This window comes from Mesorhizobium sp. B2-4-7 (assembly GCF_006442685.1).
In the GTDB taxonomy this organism is placed as follows: Bacteria; Pseudomonadota; Alphaproteobacteria; order Rhizobiales; family Rhizobiaceae; genus Mesorhizobium.
The window spans coordinates 1,012,295-1,032,198 of the sequence record NZ_VFVH01000001.1; the positions used below are offsets into that span (position 1 = coordinate 1,012,295).

Sequence of the window (19,904 nt, forward strand, 5' to 3'; positions counted from 1 at the left end):
CCCTCGATGCCCCGTCTGATTGCCTGGATAGCCATCGTGGTGATTGTGCTTGTCGCGGCTTGGATATGGTTCGGGCGCGATACATCGGGCAGCGGGGGCGGCAGCCAGCCGGCGCCTCACGCGATAGACCAGAACGGGTAGTTCAGCCTGGATGATCCTGCTCGGCGGCGCTCCGGGTGCGCTCGGCTTTGTACTCGTGGATCAGGCCCAGAATCTGAGCCTTGACCGTCTCGCGCGCCTCAGGTTGGACGAAAGGCATCAGCCGTTCGACAATTTCGCCGACCGTCTGCGGGAGATCCGCGGCGGAATCGGTGAGCTGGCTGCCATGTTCGTAGACATTGTCCGTCAATTTCTTGTCGAGGTCGGATAGAAATCCCATCGTCGCACTCCCCATCGCTGCCGTGCCCGCTGTCTCAATGGCTCGCCCGACAGAAATGTTCCGCATAACGATCCTAGGCATTGCAGACCGGCTGGATATCCGATGCCAGTGGCCGGAGGAGTGTCGCTGCGCGATCACGTCAACGCAATGTCGTCTGGCCCGGATCCCCTCGCCTGGCCTTCGACGGGATCAGTTTCCCGGCATTGGCCCGCAATCCCCTGACGAGCTCTTCCAGATAGGGAAGCAGTTCGAAAATCAGGATCACGGCCATCACGCAGGCAATGTAGGTCACCGGCAGCTGCTGCGATTTCCAGACAAGTTCGAAGCGCGCGGTTTCCGTCCCCGCCCCGAACAAGGCGAGGAACTGTCCCCAGTGGAGGGAAATGACGCTGACCAGCCCCATCAGCGGGATCATCTCCAGGAAGCTGTGAACGTGCTGCTCGATCGGCGTGACGGTGCGGGCGGTGGTGGCGTAGCTGACGTCCCACATCGCTGTCGCCTCGTGGACGAAGAAGGTGACGATCATGATGAGAATGATGAGAGCATTCACGTCAAGAAACATGGCGGCCAGCAAAGGTATTCCGACCTCGGCGAACATCAGAAGGTGGATCAACGACTCCTTGGCGCCTGTCGTCGATTCGATGTGAGACGCGCGATGGCAGAGCCAGTCGGCAAATCCGGCGGCCAACCAGACCGGCAGCAGGAAATACATCAAGATCAGCACGGTAGGATCTGACAGCATGACATCCTTTCGCGCGGAATCCCGTTCGAGGTCGCTACTGCTGCCCCGGCATTTCGGTGTTTTCCTGGGGACTTTTCCGGACGCCCGCGGCTGGCGAAGTATCCGTCGGCGCGTTACCGCCCCGGTTCTGTTCAGGCGCCCGCTTCAGTGGCGAGGTATGCCAGCCCATGTCGGCATAGAGAAAGCCTATGAGGAAGCCGATGATGATGATGGCGGCTATCACGAGCGAAAGCACTGCATTGCGTCGCACCATTGCCAGGCTCCCTTCCCAAGCCGAACAGCCGATCACGAAAATAGTTCCACGACCGGCCGCGATCGCTCCTCGGCCGCGTCGGCTTCGACACGCAAGATTCGACGCCAATACTGCACGGAGCCGCGGGAACAATCGGTGACGGGCGAGGTTCGGTATCGGTTCTTCAAGGACGATCTCGATGAAACCTGCCGTAACCGACCGTATTGAAACAAAAAAATACAACCATCCCACAGGCGGATGGGGATCCCTGAGGTCATTGGTCCGCAAGGCATACGGCGAAGGCCTGCTGATGTCGGGCATATGGAGCACGCTGCTCAAGCAGAACAAAGCCGATGGCTACATGTGCGTTTCCTGTTCATGGGCCAAGCCGGCCGATCCGCGGCCCTTCGAGTTCTGCGAAAATGGCGCGAAGGCGACCATGTGGGATCAGACGAAGCTGCGTTGCGGCCCCGATTTCTTCGCGCGACATACGGTCACCGAACTGCTCGACTGGCCGGATCGTGACCTCGAAAAACAAGGCAGGCTTACGGATCCCCTGCGCTACAATGCCGTCACTGACCGCTATGAACCGGTTTCCTGGGATGACGCATTCCTCGAGATCGGCATGGAGCTCCGGCGGCTCGATCCGAAATCGGTCGTCTTCTACACATCCGGCCGGGCCTCGCTGGAGGCTTCGTTCATGTATCAGCTCTTTGCGCGTATCTATGGCTCATCGAACCTGCCCGATTCTTCCAACATGTGCCACGAATCGACATCGGTCGGGCTGCCCGAATCGATCGGCTCGCCGGTTGGAACCGTGCAGCTCGAGGACTTCTCCCAGTGCGACATGATGTTCTTTTTTGGCCACAACACCGGGGTGACGGCGCCGCGGCTGCTGCATCCGCTGCAAGAGGCTCGTCAACGCGGGGTGCCGGTGTTCACCTTCAATCCCTTGCCGGAAAGGGGGCTGAAGCGCTTCAAGAATCCGCAAGATCCGCTTGAGATGCTGTCGCCGGGCCCCGGCACGAAGATGTCCAGCGACTTCTTCCAGGTCCGCAGCGGCGGCGATATCGCCGCCATGACCGGCATCGCCAAGGCGGTGCTGGCGCTCGACGACGCGGCACGGGAACACGGGGATCCGCGTGTCCTCGACGGCGATTTCATTGCCGAGCACACGGATGGTTTTGCCGAATTCGAGGCTTACCTGCGGGCCGCCAGGTGGGAGGACATCGTCAGGCGCTCGGGAATTGCGCAGGCGGATCTCGAACATGTTGCCGAGGTCTACAGCCGCTCCAACGCGGTGATCGGCAATTACGGCATGGGTTTGACACAGCACCGGCACGGTACCGAGAACGTCCAGATGCTATGCAATCTGCTGCTCATGCGCGGCAACATGGGAAAGCCCGGCGCCGGCATTTCACCGCTGCGCGGCCATTCCAATGTACAGGGCCAGCGCACTGTCGGCATATCCGAAAAACCCGAGCTCGTTCCGCTCGACAAGTTCGCCCGGTTCTATGATTTCGAGCCGCCACGCGAGAAGGGTCTCGACACGGTCGAGGCCTGCGAGGGCGTCATCGCCGGCTCGGTGAAAGGCTTCATCGGACTCGGCGGCAATTTCGTTCGCGCCGTGCCCGAAACCGGCCTGATCGAGAAAGCATGGCGTCGGCTTGGGCTGCATGTCGAAGTCGCCACCAAGCTCAACCGCAGTCATCTCCTGCCGGGGGCGGTGACCTATCTGCTGCCCTGCCTGTCGCGGCTGGAAAGGGACCATCAGGCGAGCGGCGACCAGACCGTTTCGATGGAGGACTCCACCGCCTGTATCCACGGCTCCTTCGGTTCGCGTCCGCCGGCTTCACCGCATCTGCTTTCCGAACCGAAGATCGTGGCGGAACTGGCCAAGGCCACCGTATCGGGGGTGAGTTCGATCCCGTGGGATAAATGGGTCGCCGATTATTCCCTTATCCGCGATGAGATCGAGCGTTGTTACCCGCAGCATTTTCGTGAGTTCAACAAGCGGTTCCTGACGCCGGGAGGCTTTCACCGCGATATCAAGGCCTCGAAACGGGTCTGGGAGACGCCGAACAAGAAAGCCAATTTCAAGCTGCCGACGACGCTTGAAACAGACCCGGACATCGATGTTTCGGGTCACAATGTGCTGACGCTCATAACGGTGCGCTCCAATGACCAGTTCAATACCACCGTCTATGGGTACAATGACAGACTGCGCGGCATACACGGCACACGCATGGTCCTGTTGATGAACGAGGCCGACATTCAGCGGTTCGGATTGAGCGCCGGGCAGGAAATCGATCTGGAAACCCATGCCGACGATGGCGTGGAGCGGCGGGTTCGAGGTTTGCGCATCACCCCCTACTCCGTGCCCGAAGGCAACTGCGCCGGTTATTATCCGGAACTCAATCCCCTGGTTCCTCTGTGGCACCGGGCCAAGAAGGCTCACGTCCCCGCCGTAAAGTCGGTTCCCGTCAGAATTGTTGCCAGGGAACCCAAAACGAGAAGCTCGGCGCGCCACTAAAGCAATCCAGGAAAAGTGTGTACGGCTTTCCAGGGAAAAGCGCGGTGCGCTTTCCCTTAGGAATTGCGCAAAAACAACAACACAGAGTGGTTAGCCGTTTCCGCAGACGATGAACTGCTCTATGGCGGTCCCAGTCTGGTGGGCCAGGCCGTAGCTAGCCGCCAGCCGGCTTAGGGGATGCCGGCTGGGCCGGTTGGGTGCCTTGCTGATCTCCGCCGGTGGTGGTTTGTGGGGTGGGGTTCGTGTCGGTTGTGGGGTTTTTGTCGACCGGCTGACTGTTCGTATCCGCTTTGGATTTGTCGGGATCGGGATTGTTGCACCCGGCCAGACAGACCAGTGCCAGCATCAGCAACACGGCTCTCATATCGATACTCCTTCGGTGGGAGATGGCGAAGCAGCCTGCCAAGCTTCCATCCGGTCGAATCGCACCGAAAGCCCCTGCCTGGCCGCGCTTCTGGCCAACATGCGATCCAGTTCGGCATCTTCGATCGGGCTGCGCATCACCTCACGAATGGCCCTGCAAGCCAACTCCGTCGACACGAAATCATATCGCCTGCTCCTGGTCAGCACATATTGCTCGACCAGCATTTTCACACGCCGGAGCGCGATCTTATCAGCATGTTGCATCATGTTCCTCCTGCACGCGCCGAACTGCGGGACCATCCGGTTGTTCCCGCCCGAATTCCGAAAATCCATCGCCCGGCCAAGAGCAGAAGTCAGACTCCCGACAGGCGCCGACCGGACGATACCGATCCACGGAACAATCATCTCCTCTGCTGGTTCGGCCGGCACGACGGAGGAAATCATGACGGATGCAAAACTCGCAGTGGTCACCGGCGCCTCGAGCGGCATAGGCAAGGAACTTGCGAAACTCTGCGCGAAGGATGGCTACAATCTCGTCGTTGCGGCTGATGAACCGGCAATCCAGCAGGCCGCCGAGGCACTCGGCTCACATAATATCGCAGTCGAAGCCGTCGAGGCCGATCTCGCGACCGTCGAAGGCGTGGATCGGCTGATCTCCCGAATTGGCGAGCGTGACATCGACCTGCTGTTTCTCAACGCTGGACGCGGGCTCGGCAATGGCTTCGTCGACCAGGACTGGGGGAAGATCCGGCGCATCATCGACACCAATATCACCGGAACGGTGTATCTCGCGCATGAACTCGGCGCCAAGATGGCTCGCCGCGGGCGCGGGCGCATTCTTTTCACCGGGTCGATCGCCGGTTTCATGCCCGGGACTTTCCAAGCCGTCTACAACGGCACCAAGGCATTCATCGATTCCTTCGCGATCGCCTTGCGTCACGAATTGCAGGACACCGGCGTCACGGTGACCGTGTTGATGCCCGGCGCCACGCAGACACGCTTCTTCGAACGCGCCGAGATGATGGACACCAAGGTCGGCACCGACGAGAAGGACAATCCGGCCGACGTTGCCAAGGCCGGCTACGAAGCGATGATGACTGGCGAAGAACAAGTGGTCAGCGGCTGGAAGAACAAGCTGCAGGTCGCCGCTGCGCATGTCACGCCAGCGGGTACGCTGGCCGAACAGCACCGCGAGATGGCTGCGCCGGGCTCGGCGTCCCAGGACTGACCGGCGGCATCTCCGGCGCCACGCACGAGAAACGCGCGTCTCACCAATGAAACGCACCCTCGAAACTCAGGAGCAACATCGTGAAAGCCCTTACATGGCACGGCAAAGGCGACATACGCTGCGACCAAGTGGCCGATCCCGTCATCGAGGATGACCGCGACGTGATCATCAAGGTTACCTGCTGCGCCATATGCGGCTCCGACCTCCACCTGATGAACGGTTACATGCCGACGATGAAATCGGGCGACGTGCTTGGCCACGAGACGATGGGCGAAGTGGTGGAGGTTGGTCAGGGCCATTCGAAATTCAAGAAGGGTGACCGGGTGGTGGTGCCGTTCAACATTTCCTGCGGCGAGTGCTGGTTTTGCCAGAACGGGCTGTTTTCGCTTTGCGACCGCTCGAATCCCAACGCAAAACAGGCCGCCGAAGCGATGGGTCAATCGCCGGCCGGCCTTTTCGGATATTCGCATCTTGTCGGCGGCTATTGGGGCGGACAAGCGGAATATCTGCGGGTTCCGTTCGCCGATGTCGGTCCGATCAAGGTGCCGGAGGGAATGGAAGATGAACAGGTGCTGTTTCTCTCCGACATCTTCCCGACCGGCTACATGGCGGCAGAGAACGCCGGCATCGAGCCGGGCGATACGGTCGCGATATGGGGTTGCGGCCCGGTTGGCCAATTCGCCATCCAGAGCGCGTGGATGCTCGGCGCCGGCCGCGTCATCGCCATCGACAAGGTGCCGGAGCGGCTGGCCATGGCGCGTGAACACGGCAAAGCAGAGACGCTCGACTTCAGCAATTCCAATATCTACGACGCACTGATGGCGATGACCGACGGCCGCGGCCCGGATCGCTGCATCGACTGCGTCGGCACTGAATCCGACCCCGGCGCCAGCGCCGACGCCATGCTCGACAAGGTGAAGGCCGCCGTCTATCTCGGCACCGATCGGCCGCATGTGCTGCGAGAGGCGATCTATTGCTGCCGCAAGGGCGGCACCATCTCGGTTCCCGGCGTCTATATCGGCCTGGTCGATCACATCCCGTTCGGCGCCGCGATGAACAAGGGGCTGACCTTCCGAATGGGCCAAACCCATACCCAGCGCTATCTCGAACCACTTCTGGCCAAGGTCCAGAATGGCGAGATCGACCCGTCTTTCGTCATCACCCACAGAGCCGAGCTCGAAGCCGGGCCGGACCTCTACAAGACCTTCCGAGACAAGCAGGATGGTTGCATCAAGGTGGTTATGCGGCCGCATGGCTGAGATGTCGCGGTTCCAGAGGCAAGAGCTGTCTCATTCCCGGCATCCGTTGGACGCCCGCCCGATCGGCATTGGCAGTTCGGAACTTTCTGTTGTGTCGGCGATTGACCCGCTGAGTTCGGTTCGGAAGAAGGGTGCCGCCATGGCCAACGAGAATTCTCGCTCGAAACCCGTTATTCGGTCTCCGAACACCGATGGTTTGCCACACCCGAGGCGAGACGCCGGTGATACGGACGCAGGGGCGAAATCGCCGACGCCGAAGACTGCCGGAGGATCTCACCCTTCAGCCCCTCCCCTGGACAATCCCACAGCCAATCGAAATGCCGGTCGTCCCCGTCAGCCCAGCACGACTCCGCGACCGACGGACAAGCCCTTGGACTGATCCTATGGCGCCCTTCGAGTGCCCGTCAACGCGAAACGTCGCGCAGCGACCCCAGGTCGGCCAACGCAGCCAGGATAGCTGCTTCAGTCGCCGGCTTGGGCACGAATTTGCAGTCGCGAAAGGATGCCGGTAGGTCGCGCGCGCCAAATCCCGTCATGAGGGCGAAGGGAACACCCTGCGCCTGCAATGTCTCCGCGAGGGGCAGGCTCGTTTCACCGTTCAACTGAATGTCCAGCAACGCCATGTCGATCTTGTCCGAGCCGACGAGACGAAGCGCCGCGGCTACCGAAGGCGCGGGACCGACCACCTGGTAACCGGCGCTACGCAGGACTAACGCGGTGTCTTCCGCGATTAGCCATTCATCCTCGACAACCAGGACGCGCGGTCCGCCGTTCACGACCCCTCCTTCCGGTTAACGGGAAATGCGATCTGAACGTTGAGGCCTTCCTTGCGAAAAACGGTTTCGACATGGCCGCCAAGCCTGTAGCCGATCTCTCCCTGCAGCAGCGTGAGGCCAAAGCCGCTGCCGACGGGTTCATTGACAGGGGGACCGTCCTTCTCGCGCCAGGTAAGCGTAAACATGTCGTCAGCGATCGACCACATCACCACCACCTTGCCACGAGGTTTGGAAAGAGCGCCATATTTGGCCGCGTTGGTGGCCAGTTCGTGGACGGCCATGCTAAGGGAAAGGCCCTGTTGCGGTCCAAGTTCTATCTCCTGGCCGTTCAGTTCGAACCGTTCAATGCCAAACGGCTCGAGCTCCTGGTGAAGCAGTTCGCTGACCGAAGCTTCCTTCCAGCTTTTCCGGCTCAATAATCCATAGGCCCGCGACATCGCATGCAAGCGTCCGATCAAGGCTTCCGCGAATTCATCCTTCGACACGGATTTCTCCCGCGTGCGGCTCGCAATGCTGACGATCACCGCCAACATGTTCTTGACCCGGTGGTTGAGCTCAGAGATGAGAACCTGCTGATGTTCTTCCGCCTGAGCCAGAGTGGTGACGTCGACCAGTGTCACGACCACACCCTGAACGCGGTTGCTCTTGTCCCGATAGGGATTGATATGGACCATGTGAAACCGCCCGGCGCTGTCGCGCGCAAGGTGGTGGTTCAGGGTCTCGCCTGTCTCGAACACCTCGGCGATATGCTGCTTCAACTCGGGATACTCCAACTGGCTCGACAGGTCCGTCAGCGGCCGGCCGACGTCGGAGGGTCGCAGACTGAAGAACGACGAAGCCGCGGGCGTGAAGGTCCGCACCACTAGATTGCGATCGAGGAAAATGGTCGCGATCTCCGTGCTTTCGAACAGGTTGCGCAGATCGCTGTTGGCGTGATCGAGTTCCTCGATCTTGTTCGTCAACTCGGCATTGATAGTGTTCAGTTCCTCATTGAGCGACTGCATTTCCTCCTTCGAGGCCTCAAGTTCCTCATTGGTCGACTGGGCCTCCTCGTTGACAGAGACGAGTTCCTCGTTGGACGATTTCACCTCTTCCAGTGCGGTCTCATATTCCTCGATCGTCGATTGCAGGCGCTCCCTCGCATCGCGCAGTTCTCGCTCCAGATCGGCGGTGCTGTCGGTGTCATGGCTGCCGCCTTGGTCTGTGCGGATCTGCGTAGGTCCCGACGGTTCGAACAGGACGAGATAGAGCGGCTCGCCATTGTCGCGTTCCGCCAGCGGCTCAATGGTGAGCTTGATCGGCTGGATCCGCTCATCATCCTCCTCGACCGTGAGATTTTCCCGTATGACGGTCCGGCGCGTCGACGTCGCTTCCCGCAGCGCGGCGCGCAGGTCGAGTCGCAGCCCACGGCGCGCCATTGTCAACAGTTGCCGGCTGGGAATGCCTTGCGGCGCTTCGAGATATTTGCCGGTGCGAGCTGAGTAGTAGACGACATCGCCCTCGGCGTTGACCAGCACATGCGGGGGGGCGAAGCGCTCCAGCACCTGCGCCTCGACCGCCTGGCGTAGGGGATAACCGGCGGCTCCCTTCCTCAAGCCAGTGCTCTCGGACGGGAATGCGCCTGAACGGCCATCGCCGATGAGGGCCGGCAGCCTGACATGCGGCGAGGCATGCTCCCGCGCCTGGAAGATGCGATGTTTCTTGTCGACGGTGGCGAACAGATCGTCGTTCTGTCCGACGCTCTCCGAGGTGCCGAGGAAAAGGTAACCGCCAGGCTTCAGGGCGTAATGAAAAATAGGAATGACCCGGCTCTGAATGGCTGGGCCGAAATAGATCAGCAGGTTGCGGCACGAGACCAGGTCCATGCGTGAGAAAGGCGGGTCGCGAACGACGCTGTGCGGCGAGAAGATGCACAGCTCCCGTATCTCGTTGCTGATGACATAGGTGTCGCCGTCGCCATTGAAAAACCGTTGGCGGCGTTCGGGGGAAAGTCCCTGCAGCAAGGCTTCGGGATAGCGCCCTGCCCGCGCCACCGCCAGCGCCGGTTCGTCGATATCGGTCGCGAATATCTGGATTCGCGGAACGACCGGGAGCTTTTCCACATGTTCGCGTAGCAGGATGCCGATGGAGAACACCTCTTCGCCTGTGGCGCAGCCGGGAATCCACACCCTGATGATGTCGTTGGCGGTCTTGCCTTCGAAGAGTTGCGGTACGATCTTTCGCTCGAGCAGCTCGAAGGCCTCGGGATCGCGAAAGAAGTTGGTGACGTTGATCAGCAGGTCGCGAAAAAGGTTCATCACCTCGCGAGGGTCCTTCTGCAGCCATTCCACGTATGCGCCAATGGATTGCATCTGCGCGATCTGCATGCGCCGCTTGATGCGTCGCAGGAACGTCTTGGTCTTGTAGCCCGAGAAATCATGGCCTGAGTGGCTGCGCAGGATGCCGTAGATCTGAGACAGGACCTTTTCCATACCCGCCGTGCGGACGCTATCCTCCTCCGCCAACCCATTCAACGCGTCGAAGCCGCGCGTGAAGGCTTCCAGTTTCGTGCCGATCTCCTCGGCGGGCGCGGCTATATCGATAAGTCCGCTGGTGATGGCGCTCTGCGGCATATCGGGGTTGCGCGGGCCGTAGCCGTCGGAGATCTGCGCAACGGTGAGCCCGCCATGCTCCTTGATCGCCTTGGCGCCCAAGGTTCCATCGGAATCTCCGCCCGACAGGATGACGCCGACGGCATGTTCGCCCTGGTCTTCGGCCAGTGCGCTGAAGAAGATGTCTATGGGTTTGCGCTCCTGGCTGAACCCATTGGGCCGGCGCAGGCGCAGCATTCCCTTGTCGATGGTCATGGTCACGTTCTGCGGCATGACATAGACGTGGTTCGGTTGAACGACCATGCCGTCCGCCGCGATTTCGACCGCCATTTCGGTGTAGCGGCCGACGACCTCGTGCAACAGGCTCTCTCGCTTAGGGCTGAGATGAGTAATGACGACGAACGCCATGCCGGGCTGATCGGTCATCCCCTTGAACAGCCCTTCCATCGCCGGAATCCCGCCGGCGGACGCGCCGACGCCCACGATGGGAAATCTTTTCGCCTGGGCTGTCACTGGAAGTTCCCCTTTCGGCACCTGTGTGCGAAATCACTTATGAAGCAGGCTGGACAGCAGGTAAGCATAGGCGCGGCGGAGATACGGAACAAGTCGCGACGGATGGCGTTGAATTTGGAGTTCACGTGTTCAATGACCAAACGTCCATCTGAAACAAAGCTCCCGACGCACATGGAGTCAGCGGCGTGGAATTGCCGGGCTCGTGCCGAAACGCCAGCAGGCTCGGCGAGGGACACTGTTTCCACCAGATACTGCTCGAGAAAGGATGACCGGGTGCGCGATCTGCAAGGGGTGCATCTTCTGATCGTCGAAGACGAATGGATGGTAGCCGGAGATCTCGCCCGCTATTTCAGCAATATGGGTGCGATCATCCTGGGACCGGCAGCGACGGTCGAACAAGCATCATTGCACACTGAATCGGCCGAGGCTGCCATCCTCGACGTCAACCTCAACGGGCGACGTGTCTTTCCGATCGCGGACGAACTGATGCGCCGCGGCGTCCCGTTCGTGTTTTTCAGCGGTGACAGCGATATCGCCATTCCCGAACATCTCCGGCATGCCAGCAACCTGCGAAAATCCTCGGGCAGCGGGGCTGTATTCAACGCCCTTTTCCCGCCGCAAGGCCCGGCTGAGGCGAGCGGCTTTGTGCCAAGTTCGCCGGATGACGTGTTTTCGCTCCTGCCCAAGCTCAGGCTTGCGGCACGTCTGTTGCTGGGGGATGTGGAAGCCTCCGACCGGCTTGTCGAAAGGACGCTCGAGCGAGCGATCCGTGACATCGACCAAAGGCGGATCGGCCAGTCCACCGAAGACTGGCTTAACGCCATCATGCGCGATTTGGCAAAGTCCGGCGGCGCAAGGCTTCTGAACTGAGCCGAACCAGGTTTCCGATTGATCGCCAGCCGGCCCTCGGTCAGCCCTTTTGGTCACGCTCGACGAACTTGTTGAAACGGCTGGTTTGCCCGCCGCCGGTGTTGGCCTGGTAAAGAAAAGCCAGACGGTTCTCATCGAATATCCGAAAGAACTCATCCCATTCGACTGGTTCGAATGCCTCCTCGGGCTCGCCGAAATCGATCCGCAGGATGCCGCCCTCGCCCTTGGTTCGCACCACTGCCGGCCGGCCGTTCCGCTCCTCGGCCCATTTGCGAATCTCCTCGTGATTGGTGGTCGTCTGCGATTGCGACATTGAAATCTCCTTTCAGCCAGCTCTCTCGCCGCGCACGCACCGCGGCAACTGTTGAGCGTCCTAACAGCACACGGCAGGCAATGTTCCAGCACCCGTCGCGTGGTGCGATGCGCCTGCTGTCGAATGAAACCGCCAGGAGAACTTTGTTGATGCGCAGGGAACAAAGCTTTTGCCGAGAAGTTGGGGGCGCCGAGGTCACCAGTCCGAGGAGTTGTCGTGAAACGTATACTGGTCACAGGGGGCTGTGGTTTCATTGGTCGCCACGTCGCACAAGAATTCGCCGATCACGGTTATTCGGTTTGCATCCTAGATGCATTGCTGGATCAGGTGCATGCCGGCGAAGCGGTCAACCTTCCCGCTGGAGCCGAACTGATCAAGGGCGACGTGCGCGATCGCGAAGCCGTCACCAAGGCGCTGAAGGGCGTCGACGGGGTGGTTCACCTGGCTGCGGAAGTCGGCGTCGGCCAATCCATGTACGAGATCGCCCGCTATGTCGGCGCCAACGATCTCGGCACTGCAACACTGCTCGAGGTGTTGATCAAGCACCCGGTCGAGCGGATCGTCGTCGCGTCTTCGATGAGCGTCTACGGCGAAGGTCTGTATGCCACGCCCGACGGCCGGCGCGTCGGCAACGCCCGGCGCAAGGCCAACGACCTCAAAGGCGGACAGTGGGATCCCTTGTCGGCGGACGGTGAACCTCTCTCGCCGTTGCCGACAGACGAAGAAAAGCCGATCGATCTCGCCTCCATCTATGCATTGACGAAATATGCCCAGGAACGCGCCGTGCTGATCTTCGGCGAAGCCTATGGCGTCGATGCGGTGGCGCTGCGCCTGTTCAACGTTTTCGGCGCCGGACAGGCGCTTTCAAACCCCTATACCGGCGTGCTGGCCAACTTCGCCTCGCGTCTGGCCAACGGCAAGCGGCCGATGATCTTCGAAGATGGCCAGCAGAAGCGCGATTTCGTTCATGTACGTGACGTCGCCCGCGCCTTTCGCCTGGCACTGGAGCAACGCCAGGCAAAAGGCCACGTCATCAACATCGGAAGCGGCCGGGCTTATGCGATCCGCGATGTCGCGCGGCTGCTGGCCGAGGCCATGGGAACGCCGGACCGCTCGCCCGAGCTGCTCGGCAAAGCGCGTTCCGGTGACATTCGCAACTGCTTCGCCGACATTTCCAAGGCGCGCGAACTGCTGGGTTTCGAACCAGGGCGGCAGTTGGAGAATTCCCTCGGCGACTTCGTTTCCTGGGTGCGCAACACGATTGCCATCGATCGCGGCGCCGACATGAAACGCGAACTCGAAGAACGCGGGCTGGTGTCATGAAGCCGGGTAGGCGCAACCGTCGCGAAGCACCTGTCGCCATCGTCGGCGGCAGCGGCTTCATCGGGTCCAATCTTGCCGACAGCCTGTTGTCGGACGGCGAGCCGGTGCTGGTGATCGACAATCTCAGTCGCGCTGGTGTCGAACAGAACCTTGAATGGTTGTCGCACAAGCATGGAAGCCGCCTCACCGTGGAAACCGTCGATGTGCGCGACGCCAACGCCTTGGCTTCGGCCCTCACGGGGTCGAAAGCCATATTCCACCTGGCCGCGCAGACCGCCGTTACCACCAGCCTGGTTCGGCCGGGCGAGGATTTCGACATTAACCTTAGAGGAACTTTCAACGTCCTGGAGGCGGCGCGACAGAGCGGCGAACGAATCCCGGTGATCTTCGCCAGCACCAACAAGGTGTACGGCAGCCTCCCCGACATTGCGGTTCGCCCGGAGGGCGAGCGCTATGTGCCCTGCGACCCTGCGATCCGCACCGAGGGCATCGGCGAGGGCCGCAGCCTGGACTTTTGCACACCCTATGGCTGCTCCAAAGGCGCGGCCGACCAGTACGTGCTCGACTACGCCAAGTCCTATGGCTTGCCGACGGCGGTCCTGCGGATGAGCTGCATCTACGGCCCGCGCCAGTTCGGAACGGAGGACCAGGGCTGGGTTGCGCACTTCCTCCTTTGCGCGCTTTCGGGGCGGCCGATAACCATTTACGGCGACGGCAGGCAGGTGCGCGACATCCTGCACATCTCCGATGCAGTTGCAGCCTACAGGGCCGTGCTCGACCGGATCGAGACGATCACGGGCCAGGCGTTCAATCTCGGCGGCGGACCGAAAAATGCGCTCAGCCTGCGCATGCTGTTGAGCGAGATCGGCAGCCTGACGGATCGAGCACTGTCGATCCGCTATGAGGCAGAGCGGACGGGCGACCAGCCCTTCTTCGTCGCCGATACGAGAAAGATGCAAACCACGCTTGGCTGGACGGCGCATGTTTCGTGGCGAGAAGGCATCCGCGACCTCGCCGAATGGTTGCAGCGTCACCGGCTCGAACCCCACGCCGAAGCCGAGAGGTACGTCGCATGAAAATCGCGTTGGTCAACCCATTCTGGACCTACGACGACAGCATCTATTTCGGCTGCCGCCAACCGCATCTACCCCTGGAACTCGGCTACTCGAAAGCCTTGCTCGAACGGGCTGGCCATGAGGTGCTGATGCTGGACGGACAGCTTCAGAAGCTTGACAATTCCAGCCTTTCCGAACGGGTGGCCGAGTTCGCGCCGGCAATGACGGTCGTCACCACAGCGCCGACCTATCTGTTCTGGCGCTGCGCGCCGCCGGAATTGCGCGTGCCGGCCGATTTTCTCAACCGCCTTGCCGGGCGGGGCGGGCGCACCGTCGCGGTCGGGCCGCATGGCTCGGCGACACCGGCGCCAACGCTGCGCAAGCTCGGCGTCGACATCATCGTGCGCGGCGAATGCGAGGAGGTCGTGGCCGACCTTGCACGGCGCGATGATTGGAGTGCGGTGTCGTCAACCGCCTACTTTAGCGAAGCAAGGCTGATCTCGAACGGCGGCGTTCACGCCAGTTCGTTCATCGACCATCCGCCGCTCGAATGGCCATCGGACTGGATCGCCGCGCACGCGCACCACCATCACAGGTTCGACGACCACCAGGTGGGGTTCGGCGCGGAAGTCGAGGCGTCGCGCGGCTGCCCTTACAATTGCAGCTTCTGCGCCAAGATGGATTTCCGCGATGCCTATCGCCGCCGAAATCACGAGGCGGTCGTGACGGAAATAGACCGGCTGATCGCCCAAGGTGTCGGCTATATCTACTTCATCGACGAGATTTTCCTGCCGCAGAAAGCCTTGCTAGAGGCACTGGTCGACCGTGACGTGAAATTCGGCGTACAGACCCGCATCGACCTGTGGAAGCCCGAACTGCTGGAATTGCTTGGCGCGGCCGGTTGCGTGTCAATCGAAGCGGGCCTCGAAAGCCTGACAGTGGAGGGCCGGGCCATGCTGGCCAAGCGCTGCCGCCTGGGCACGGAGGAACTCGCCGCGCTGCTCGTCGATGCAAGACGCCATGTTCCGTTCGTCCAGGCCAATCTGATCGGCGCGGTCGAAGATGACCCTGCCCTGGTCGACTACTGGCGAAACCACCTAATCGACAACGGCGTATGGGCCAATGAGCCGGTACCGCTCTATCCCTACCCGAGTTCGCCCAGCTATCGCGAGCTTTGGGGCGAGCCCGATGACATCGCGTGGGAGCGCGCGCATGAACACTATCTCGCCTCGTTCCAAAAATTCAGCGACATCCAGGAGAAGCGCCCGCGTCCGCTGGCGGAACTGGAGGCGACATGTTGCGGACACTGACCCCGCGTTCGCGGCGCATCCTGATGACGGTCGATGCCGTGGGCGGCGTGTGGCGGTACGCGCTTGATCTGGCGCGGGAATTCGTGGACGGCGGGGACAGCGTTTTGCTCGCCGGTCTCGGTCCGGAACCATCCACGCAACAGGCCGAAGAAGCACAGTCCTTGGCGACACTGACCTGGCTGAACACGCCGCCGGATTGGATGACCCGCAATGCCAGCGACCTCGATGCGTTGCCGGGGGAGTTGCATGCGCCCATTCGTGACCACGCCATCGACCTTGTTCATCTCAATGCCCCGACGCAGGCAGTGGGGCTCGATGCGCCCTGCCCTATCGTGGTGGTCTCGCATTCCTGCGTGGTCACATGGTTCCATGCCGTCAAGGGACAGGCGGTGGACAGCGCATGGGATTGGCAGAAGCAGCGCAACAGGCGCGGCTTCGACACGGCCGACGCCGTCATCGCGCCGAGCCACAGCCACGCCGGCATGCTCGAAACCTGCTATGGACAAATCGCGCGTCTCAATGTCGTCGCCAACGGCGCCCGCCCGGTTGCGAAAGCCGAAAAACGTCAACCGCTCGTCTTCGCCGCCGCCCGCTGGTGGGACGAAGCCAAGAACGCCACGGTGATCGACCAGGCCGCGTCGATAACGCAATGGCCCGTCTTTGCAGCCGGTTCCACGCTAGGTCCGGACGGCCAGCACGCCGGCTTCAGCCATGCCGTCGCTCTCGGAGCGCTACCGCATGACGAGATGCGCTCCCTGATGGCACGCGCCGGAATCTTCGTGTCGCCATCGCTCTACGAGCCGTTCGGCCTGGCGACGCTGGAAGCGGCCATGTCGGCGACGCCGCTGGTTCTATCCGACATCGCCACCTACCGCGAGTTATGGGACGGGGCCGCGCTATTCTACGACGCGCGCGATCCGCATGATCTCGCCACCTGCATCAACCGTCTCTCCGCGGATGCGCAGCACAGGCGGGAGCTCGGACGGGCAGCCCTGCGCCGGAGCCGCAGGTTTTCGTTGGCGAGGCAGGCAGCGGCCATGCGCGACGTCTACGACAAAGCGGCCTTAGCGATGGCGGAGCGCTGATCATGCGCTTTCTGTTCTATACCCATTCGGTCGTTTCCGACTGGAACCACGGCAACGCACATTTCCTGCGCGGCGTCATGCGGGAGCTGGTCGCACGCCAGCATCAGGCGATCGCGCTGGAGCCGGCGGACGGCTGGAGCCGCTCGAATCTGCTGGCCGAGAAGGGCTCCTTCGCCATCGAGCGCTTCAGGAATGATTTCCCCGAGCTGATGCCGGTGACCTACGATGCCGGCTTTGACCACGAGGCCTGGATCGCCGATGCGGACGTGGTGGTCGTCCATGAATGGACCGAGCCGGACCTCGTCGCGCGCCTTGGTCGCGCCAGGGCCAACGGCGGCAACTTCATCCTCCTGTTTCACGACACCCACCACCGCGCCGTGTCGGCGACCGAGGCGATCTCGGCGCTCCGGCTGGAGCATTACGACGGCGTCCTCGCCTTTGGCGAAGCCCTGCGCGAGAGCTACCTGCGCGCCGGGTGGGGCAAACGCGTCTTCACCTGGCACGAGGCGGCTGACGACCGCCTGTTCAGACCGCATCCTGAGATCCGCCCGACCTCCGATCTGATCTGGATTGGAAACTGGGGCGACGACGAGCGTACCGCGGAGCTCACGGAATTTCTGATCGAGCCGGTGCACGAACTCGGCCTCGATGCCACCGTTCATGGCGTGCGCTACCCCAGGCAGGCGCTCGCCGATCTCGCAGCCGCCGGCCTGCGCCATGAAGGCTGGATCGCCAATGCCGACGTGCCGAAAGCGTTCGCAGCGCATCGTGTCACGGTGCATGTTCCGCGCCGCCCCTATCGGGAAGGCCTGCCCGGCATTCCGACCATCCGCGTGTTCGAGGCGCTCGCCTGCGGCATTCCGCTGATTTCCGCCCCGTGGTCCGACACCGAGCAACTGTTCAGACCAGGCGTCGATTTCCTGTTTGCGGACAATGGCTCCCAGATGCGGCGACACCTCCGGGCCGTACTCGGCGACGCGGATTTCGCTGCCTCCCTGGCGGCGTCTGGTCTCGAGACCATCCGCCTGCGGCACACATGCCGGCACCGCGTGGACGAGTTGTTCGGCGTGCTCGCCGAATGCGGACCTCAACACATCACCAATCCGACCGCCGCAAAGGAAGCTGCTGAATGAAGATCGCTTTTTATGGATCGAGCCTGTTGTCGTCCTACTGGAACGGCGCCGCTACCTATTACCGTGGGTTGCTCAAGGCGCTTTCCCAACTCGGCTACGAAATCACCTTCTATGAACCTGACGTCTATGACCGCCGGAACAACCGCGACATCGAGGCGCCGGAGTGGTGCGCCGTCGTCGTGTACGAGGCGACCCGGCACGCGCTGATGCAGGTGGCGGCGCACGCCGCCGAGGCGGATATCGTCGTCAAGGCGAGCGGCGTCGGTTTTGAGGATGAGGCGCTGCTGCGCGCCGTGCTCGATCACGCGCGTCGTGACGCGCTCGTGGTGTTCTGGGACGTGGACGCTCCGGCGACGCTCGGCCAATTGCGCGATGAACCGGACCATCCGCTGCATGCCGCGCTGCGGCAAATCGATCTTGTGTTGACCTATGGCGGCGGCGACCCCGTGGTCTGGGCCTATCGCGCCATGGGAGCGAAGGAATGCGTGCCGATCTACAATGCGCTCGATCCTGAAACGCATCATCCAGTCGCCAGTCAGGCGCGTTTTGCTTGCGACCTCGCCTTCCTCGGAAACCGGCTGCCGGACCGTGAGGCGCGCGTCGAGGCGTTTTTTCTCGATCCGGCCAGCCGTTTGCAGGAGCAGCGTTTCCTGCTTGGCGGATCGGGCTGGGGCGACAAGCCGCTTCCCGGCAATGTCAGTTGGCTCGGCCACGTCGGCACCCGCGACCACAACGCCTTCAATGTCACGCCCAAGGCGGTGTTGAACATCAGCCGCGACAGCATGGCCGCAAACGGCTTTTCGCCCGCCACCCGCGTTTTCGAGGCGGCGGGCGCTGGTGCCTGCCTCATCACGGATGCGTGGCTGGGCGTCGAACTGTTCCTGAAACCCGGCGAGGAGATCCTGGTCGCACGCGACGGCGGCGATGTCGCCGAAATCATGCGCACCTTGACCCCCAATCGGGCAAAGGCGATCGGCGCGTCCGCGCTGCGCCGCGTCCGCGGTGAACATACCTACGCCATGAGAGCGGCCGTGACCGATACGGTCTTGAGGCGGCACTTCGAGCGCGGGACCGTGGAGGCGGCGTAATGACCAAGCGGCTCAACATCGTCTTTCTCGGCCTGTCCCTCTCCTCGTCCTGGGGAAACGGCCACGCCACGACATTTCGAGGCCTGCTGAAAGGCCTGCATGAACTCGGTCACCGCGTGACCTTCCTGGAGCGCAACGTGCCGTGGTATGCCAATCACCGCGACTTGCGCGATCCCGATTTCTGCACTCTGCGCTACTACGAAACGACGCAGGAGTTGCAACAGGACTGGGCACGATGCCTGCAACAGGCCGATGTCGTGGTCGTCGGGTCCTTCGTTCCGGAGGGGCGCGCGGTCATCGACATTGCCGCGGCGCTCTGCAAAGGGGCGCTCTGCTTTTATGACATCGACACGCCGGTGACCCTGGCAAAGCTTTCGACGGATGAATGCGACTATCTTAGTCGGCGCCAGATTCCGTATTTCGATGTCTATTTCTCCTTCACCGGCGGGCCGACGCTTGGCCGACTGGCGCAGGATTTCGGTGCGCGCCGTGCCGAACCGCTCTACTGTTCGGTCGATCCGCAACGGCATCACCGAACCGCCGACCCAGTCGGCTGGGACCTCGGTTATCTCGGCACCTACAGCACCGACCGGCAGGCAACGCTCAACGCGCTGTTGCTCGAGCCCGCACGGCGCATGCCGGAGCGCCGTTTCGTCGTCGCCGGCTCGCAATATCCGTCCGACATCGTCTGGCCTGAGAATGTCGAACGAATCGAACATTTGCCGCCGGCCGACCATGCCGCATTCTATAGCCGCCAGCGCTACACGCTGAACGTCACGCGCAGATCGATGATCGCCGCCGGATGGTCGCCCAGCGTACGGCTTTTCGAGGCTGCCGCTTGCGGCACGCCGATTATCAGCGATCGCTGGCCGGGTCTCGACAGCTTCTTTCCTGCTTCGGCGATCCGCACGGCCGACAAGGCGGATGACATCGTCGATATCCTGCTCAGGGAATCCGAGCGCGCCCGGCTCGCCATGGCCGGCCGGGCGCGCGAACTCGTCCTGGCAGCACATACCGGTGCGGCCAGGGCCCGCGAATTCGTGTCGCTGCTGACACGACCGAGAGCGGCGATGATCGATCTCGATATCGGAACCGCAGCATGACTGAAAGA

17 protein-coding genes are annotated in these 19,904 nt (G+C 62.0%); 11 read left to right on the forward strand and 6 right to left on the reverse strand.

The features are described from left to right. Nucleotides 1-142: 142 nt before the first annotated feature. The 3 genes from FJ946_RS05060 to FJ946_RS05070 all read right to left on the reverse strand — a co-directional run bounded on the left by FJ946_RS05060 (nucleotide 143) and on the right by FJ946_RS05070 (nucleotide 1,410). On the reverse strand, nucleotides 143-379 hold the full coding sequence (locus FJ946_RS05060; RefSeq protein ID WP_140555670.1) for a hypothetical protein: 237 nt from the start codon (nucleotides 377-379) through the stop codon (nucleotides 143-145). A gap of 139 nt (nucleotides 380-518) precedes the next feature. Next, on the reverse strand, nucleotides 519-1,121 hold the full coding sequence (locus FJ946_RS05065) for a diguanylate cyclase (RefSeq protein WP_140564413.1): 603 nt from the start codon (nucleotides 1,119-1,121) through the stop codon (nucleotides 519-521). 34 nt (nucleotides 1,122-1,155) lie between these two features. Further along, nucleotides 1,156-1,410: a hypothetical protein gene (locus FJ946_RS05070; protein ID WP_224684629.1), complete on the reverse strand. Its 255-nt coding sequence runs from the start codon at nucleotides 1,408-1,410 to the stop codon at nucleotides 1,156-1,158. Between the two features lie 142 nt (nucleotides 1,411-1,552). Here FJ946_RS05070 and FJ946_RS05075 point away from each other — a divergent pair, with 142 nt between their 5' ends. The 3 genes from FJ946_RS05075 to FJ946_RS05095 all read left to right on the forward strand — a co-directional run bounded on the left by FJ946_RS05075 (nucleotide 1,553) and on the right by FJ946_RS05095 (nucleotide 6,736). After that, entirely contained in the window at nucleotides 1,553-3,886 is a 2,334-nt protein-coding gene (locus tag FJ946_RS05075; protein ID WP_140555673.1) for an FdhF/YdeP family oxidoreductase, read from the forward strand. A gap of 805 nt (nucleotides 3,887-4,691) precedes the next feature. Beyond that, a complete protein-coding gene (locus FJ946_RS05090) occupies nucleotides 4,692-5,477 on the forward strand; it encodes an SDR family NAD(P)-dependent oxidoreductase (RefSeq protein ID WP_140497430.1) in 786 nt (261 codons plus the stop codon). 80 nt (nucleotides 5,478-5,557) lie between these two features. Beyond that, entirely contained in the window at nucleotides 5,558-6,736 is a 1,179-nt protein-coding gene (locus tag FJ946_RS05095; RefSeq protein ID WP_140497428.1) for a zinc-dependent alcohol dehydrogenase, read from the forward strand. A gap of 404 nt (nucleotides 6,737-7,140) precedes the next feature. Here the strand turns inward: FJ946_RS05095 and FJ946_RS05100 are convergent, their stop codons facing one another. Together FJ946_RS05100 and FJ946_RS05105 are read right to left on the reverse strand one after the other, a co-directional pair. Beyond that, nucleotides 7,141-7,512 (reverse strand): response regulator, encoded by a 372-nt coding sequence (locus FJ946_RS05100; RefSeq protein ID WP_140497426.1) that lies wholly within the window; start codon nucleotides 7,510-7,512, stop codon nucleotides 7,141-7,143. Beyond that, a complete protein-coding gene (locus FJ946_RS05105; protein ID WP_140497424.1) occupies nucleotides 7,509-10,616 on the reverse strand; it encodes a CheR family methyltransferase in 3,108 nt (1,035 codons plus the stop codon). Before FJ946_RS05105 ends, FJ946_RS05100 begins: the two co-directional genes overlap by 4 nt. Nucleotides 10,617-10,889: 273 nt before the next feature. Here FJ946_RS05105 and FJ946_RS05110 point away from each other — a divergent pair, with 273 nt between their 5' ends. Beyond that, nucleotides 10,890-11,486, forward strand: coding sequence for a response regulator (locus tag FJ946_RS05110; RefSeq protein ID WP_140497422.1), 597 nt, complete (start codon nucleotides 10,890-10,892; stop codon nucleotides 11,484-11,486). Nucleotides 11,487-11,526: 40 nt separating this feature from the next. On the opposite strand, the gene FJ946_RS05115 is transcribed toward FJ946_RS05110, so the two are convergent. Continuing rightward, nucleotides 11,527-11,799, reverse strand: coding sequence for a hypothetical protein (locus FJ946_RS05115; protein ID WP_140497420.1), 273 nt, complete (start codon nucleotides 11,797-11,799; stop codon nucleotides 11,527-11,529). 216 nt (nucleotides 11,800-12,015) lie between these two features. Here FJ946_RS05115 and FJ946_RS05120 point away from each other — a divergent pair, with 216 nt between their 5' ends. From FJ946_RS05120 to FJ946_RS05150, 7 genes are read left to right on the forward strand one after another with little or no spacing between them, the layout of a single operon-like run. Next, on the forward strand, nucleotides 12,016-13,122 hold the full coding sequence (locus tag FJ946_RS05120; protein ID WP_140497418.1) for an SDR family NAD(P)-dependent oxidoreductase: 1,107 nt from the start codon (nucleotides 12,016-12,018) through the stop codon (nucleotides 13,120-13,122). Beyond that, nucleotides 13,119-14,198 carry an NAD-dependent epimerase/dehydratase family protein gene (locus FJ946_RS05125; protein WP_140564414.1) on the forward strand — a complete coding sequence of 360 codons (1,080 nt, stop codon included), beginning with the start codon at nucleotides 13,119-13,121 and terminating at the stop codon, nucleotides 14,196-14,198. Before FJ946_RS05120 ends, FJ946_RS05125 begins: the two co-directional genes overlap by 4 nt. Continuing rightward, complete coding sequence (locus FJ946_RS05130) at nucleotides 14,195-15,487, forward strand: TIGR04295 family B12-binding domain-containing radical SAM protein (protein WP_140564415.1); 1,293 nt, start codon at nucleotides 14,195-14,197, stop codon at nucleotides 15,485-15,487. Before FJ946_RS05125 ends, FJ946_RS05130 begins: the two co-directional genes overlap by 4 nt. Then, complete coding sequence (locus FJ946_RS05135) at nucleotides 15,472-16,572, forward strand: glycosyltransferase family 4 protein (RefSeq protein ID WP_140564416.1); 1,101 nt, start codon at nucleotides 15,472-15,474, stop codon at nucleotides 16,570-16,572. Before FJ946_RS05130 ends, FJ946_RS05135 begins: the two co-directional genes overlap by 16 nt. 2 nt (nucleotides 16,573-16,574) lie before the next feature. Then, complete coding sequence (locus FJ946_RS05140) at nucleotides 16,575-17,705, forward strand: glycosyltransferase (RefSeq protein WP_140564417.1); 1,131 nt, start codon at nucleotides 16,575-16,577, stop codon at nucleotides 17,703-17,705. Further along, complete coding sequence (locus FJ946_RS05145; protein ID WP_140564418.1) at nucleotides 17,702-18,793, forward strand: glycosyltransferase; 1,092 nt, start codon at nucleotides 17,702-17,704, stop codon at nucleotides 18,791-18,793. Before FJ946_RS05140 ends, FJ946_RS05145 begins: the two co-directional genes overlap by 4 nt. Beyond that, nucleotides 18,793-19,896 (forward strand): glycosyltransferase, encoded by a 1,104-nt coding sequence (locus FJ946_RS05150; protein ID WP_140564419.1) that lies wholly within the window; start codon nucleotides 18,793-18,795, stop codon nucleotides 19,894-19,896. The genes FJ946_RS05145 and FJ946_RS05150 overlap by 1 nt, the downstream gene beginning before the upstream one ends. Nucleotides 19,897-19,904 lie beyond the last annotated feature (8 nt).

Excerpts from the sequence above, each read along its gene's own strand:
- FJ946_RS05060 (WP_140555670.1), bottom strand. The coding sequence starts at position 379 with ATGGGATTTCTATCCGACCTCGACAAGAAATTGACGGACAATGTCTAC.
- FJ946_RS05065 (WP_140564413.1), bottom strand. The coding sequence starts at position 1,121 with ATGCTGTCAGATCCTACCGTGCTGATCTTGATGTATTTCCTGCTGCCG.
- FJ946_RS05075 (WP_140555673.1), top strand. The coding sequence starts at position 1,553 with ATGAAACCTGCCGTAACCGACCGTATTGAAACAAAAAAATACAACCAT.
- FJ946_RS05090 (WP_140497430.1), top strand. The coding sequence starts at position 4,692 with ATGACGGATGCAAAACTCGCAGTGGTCACCGGCGCCTCGAGCGGCATA.
- FJ946_RS05115 (WP_140497420.1), bottom strand. The coding sequence starts at position 11,799 with ATGTCGCAATCGCAGACGACCACCAATCACGAGGAGATTCGCAAATGG.
- FJ946_RS05125 (WP_140564414.1), top strand. The coding sequence starts at position 13,119 with ATGAAGCCGGGTAGGCGCAACCGTCGCGAAGCACCTGTCGCCATCGTC.
- FJ946_RS05130 (WP_140564415.1), top strand. The coding sequence starts at position 14,195 with ATGAAAATCGCGTTGGTCAACCCATTCTGGACCTACGACGACAGCATC.
- FJ946_RS05135 (WP_140564416.1), top strand. The coding sequence starts at position 15,472 with ATGTTGCGGACACTGACCCCGCGTTCGCGGCGCATCCTGATGACGGTC.
- FJ946_RS05140 (WP_140564417.1), top strand. The coding sequence starts at position 16,575 with ATGCGCTTTCTGTTCTATACCCATTCGGTCGTTTCCGACTGGAACCAC.
- FJ946_RS05145 (WP_140564418.1), top strand. The coding sequence starts at position 17,702 with ATGAAGATCGCTTTTTATGGATCGAGCCTGTTGTCGTCCTACTGGAAC.
- FJ946_RS05150 (WP_140564419.1), top strand. The coding sequence starts at position 18,793 with ATGACCAAGCGGCTCAACATCGTCTTTCTCGGCCTGTCCCTCTCCTCG.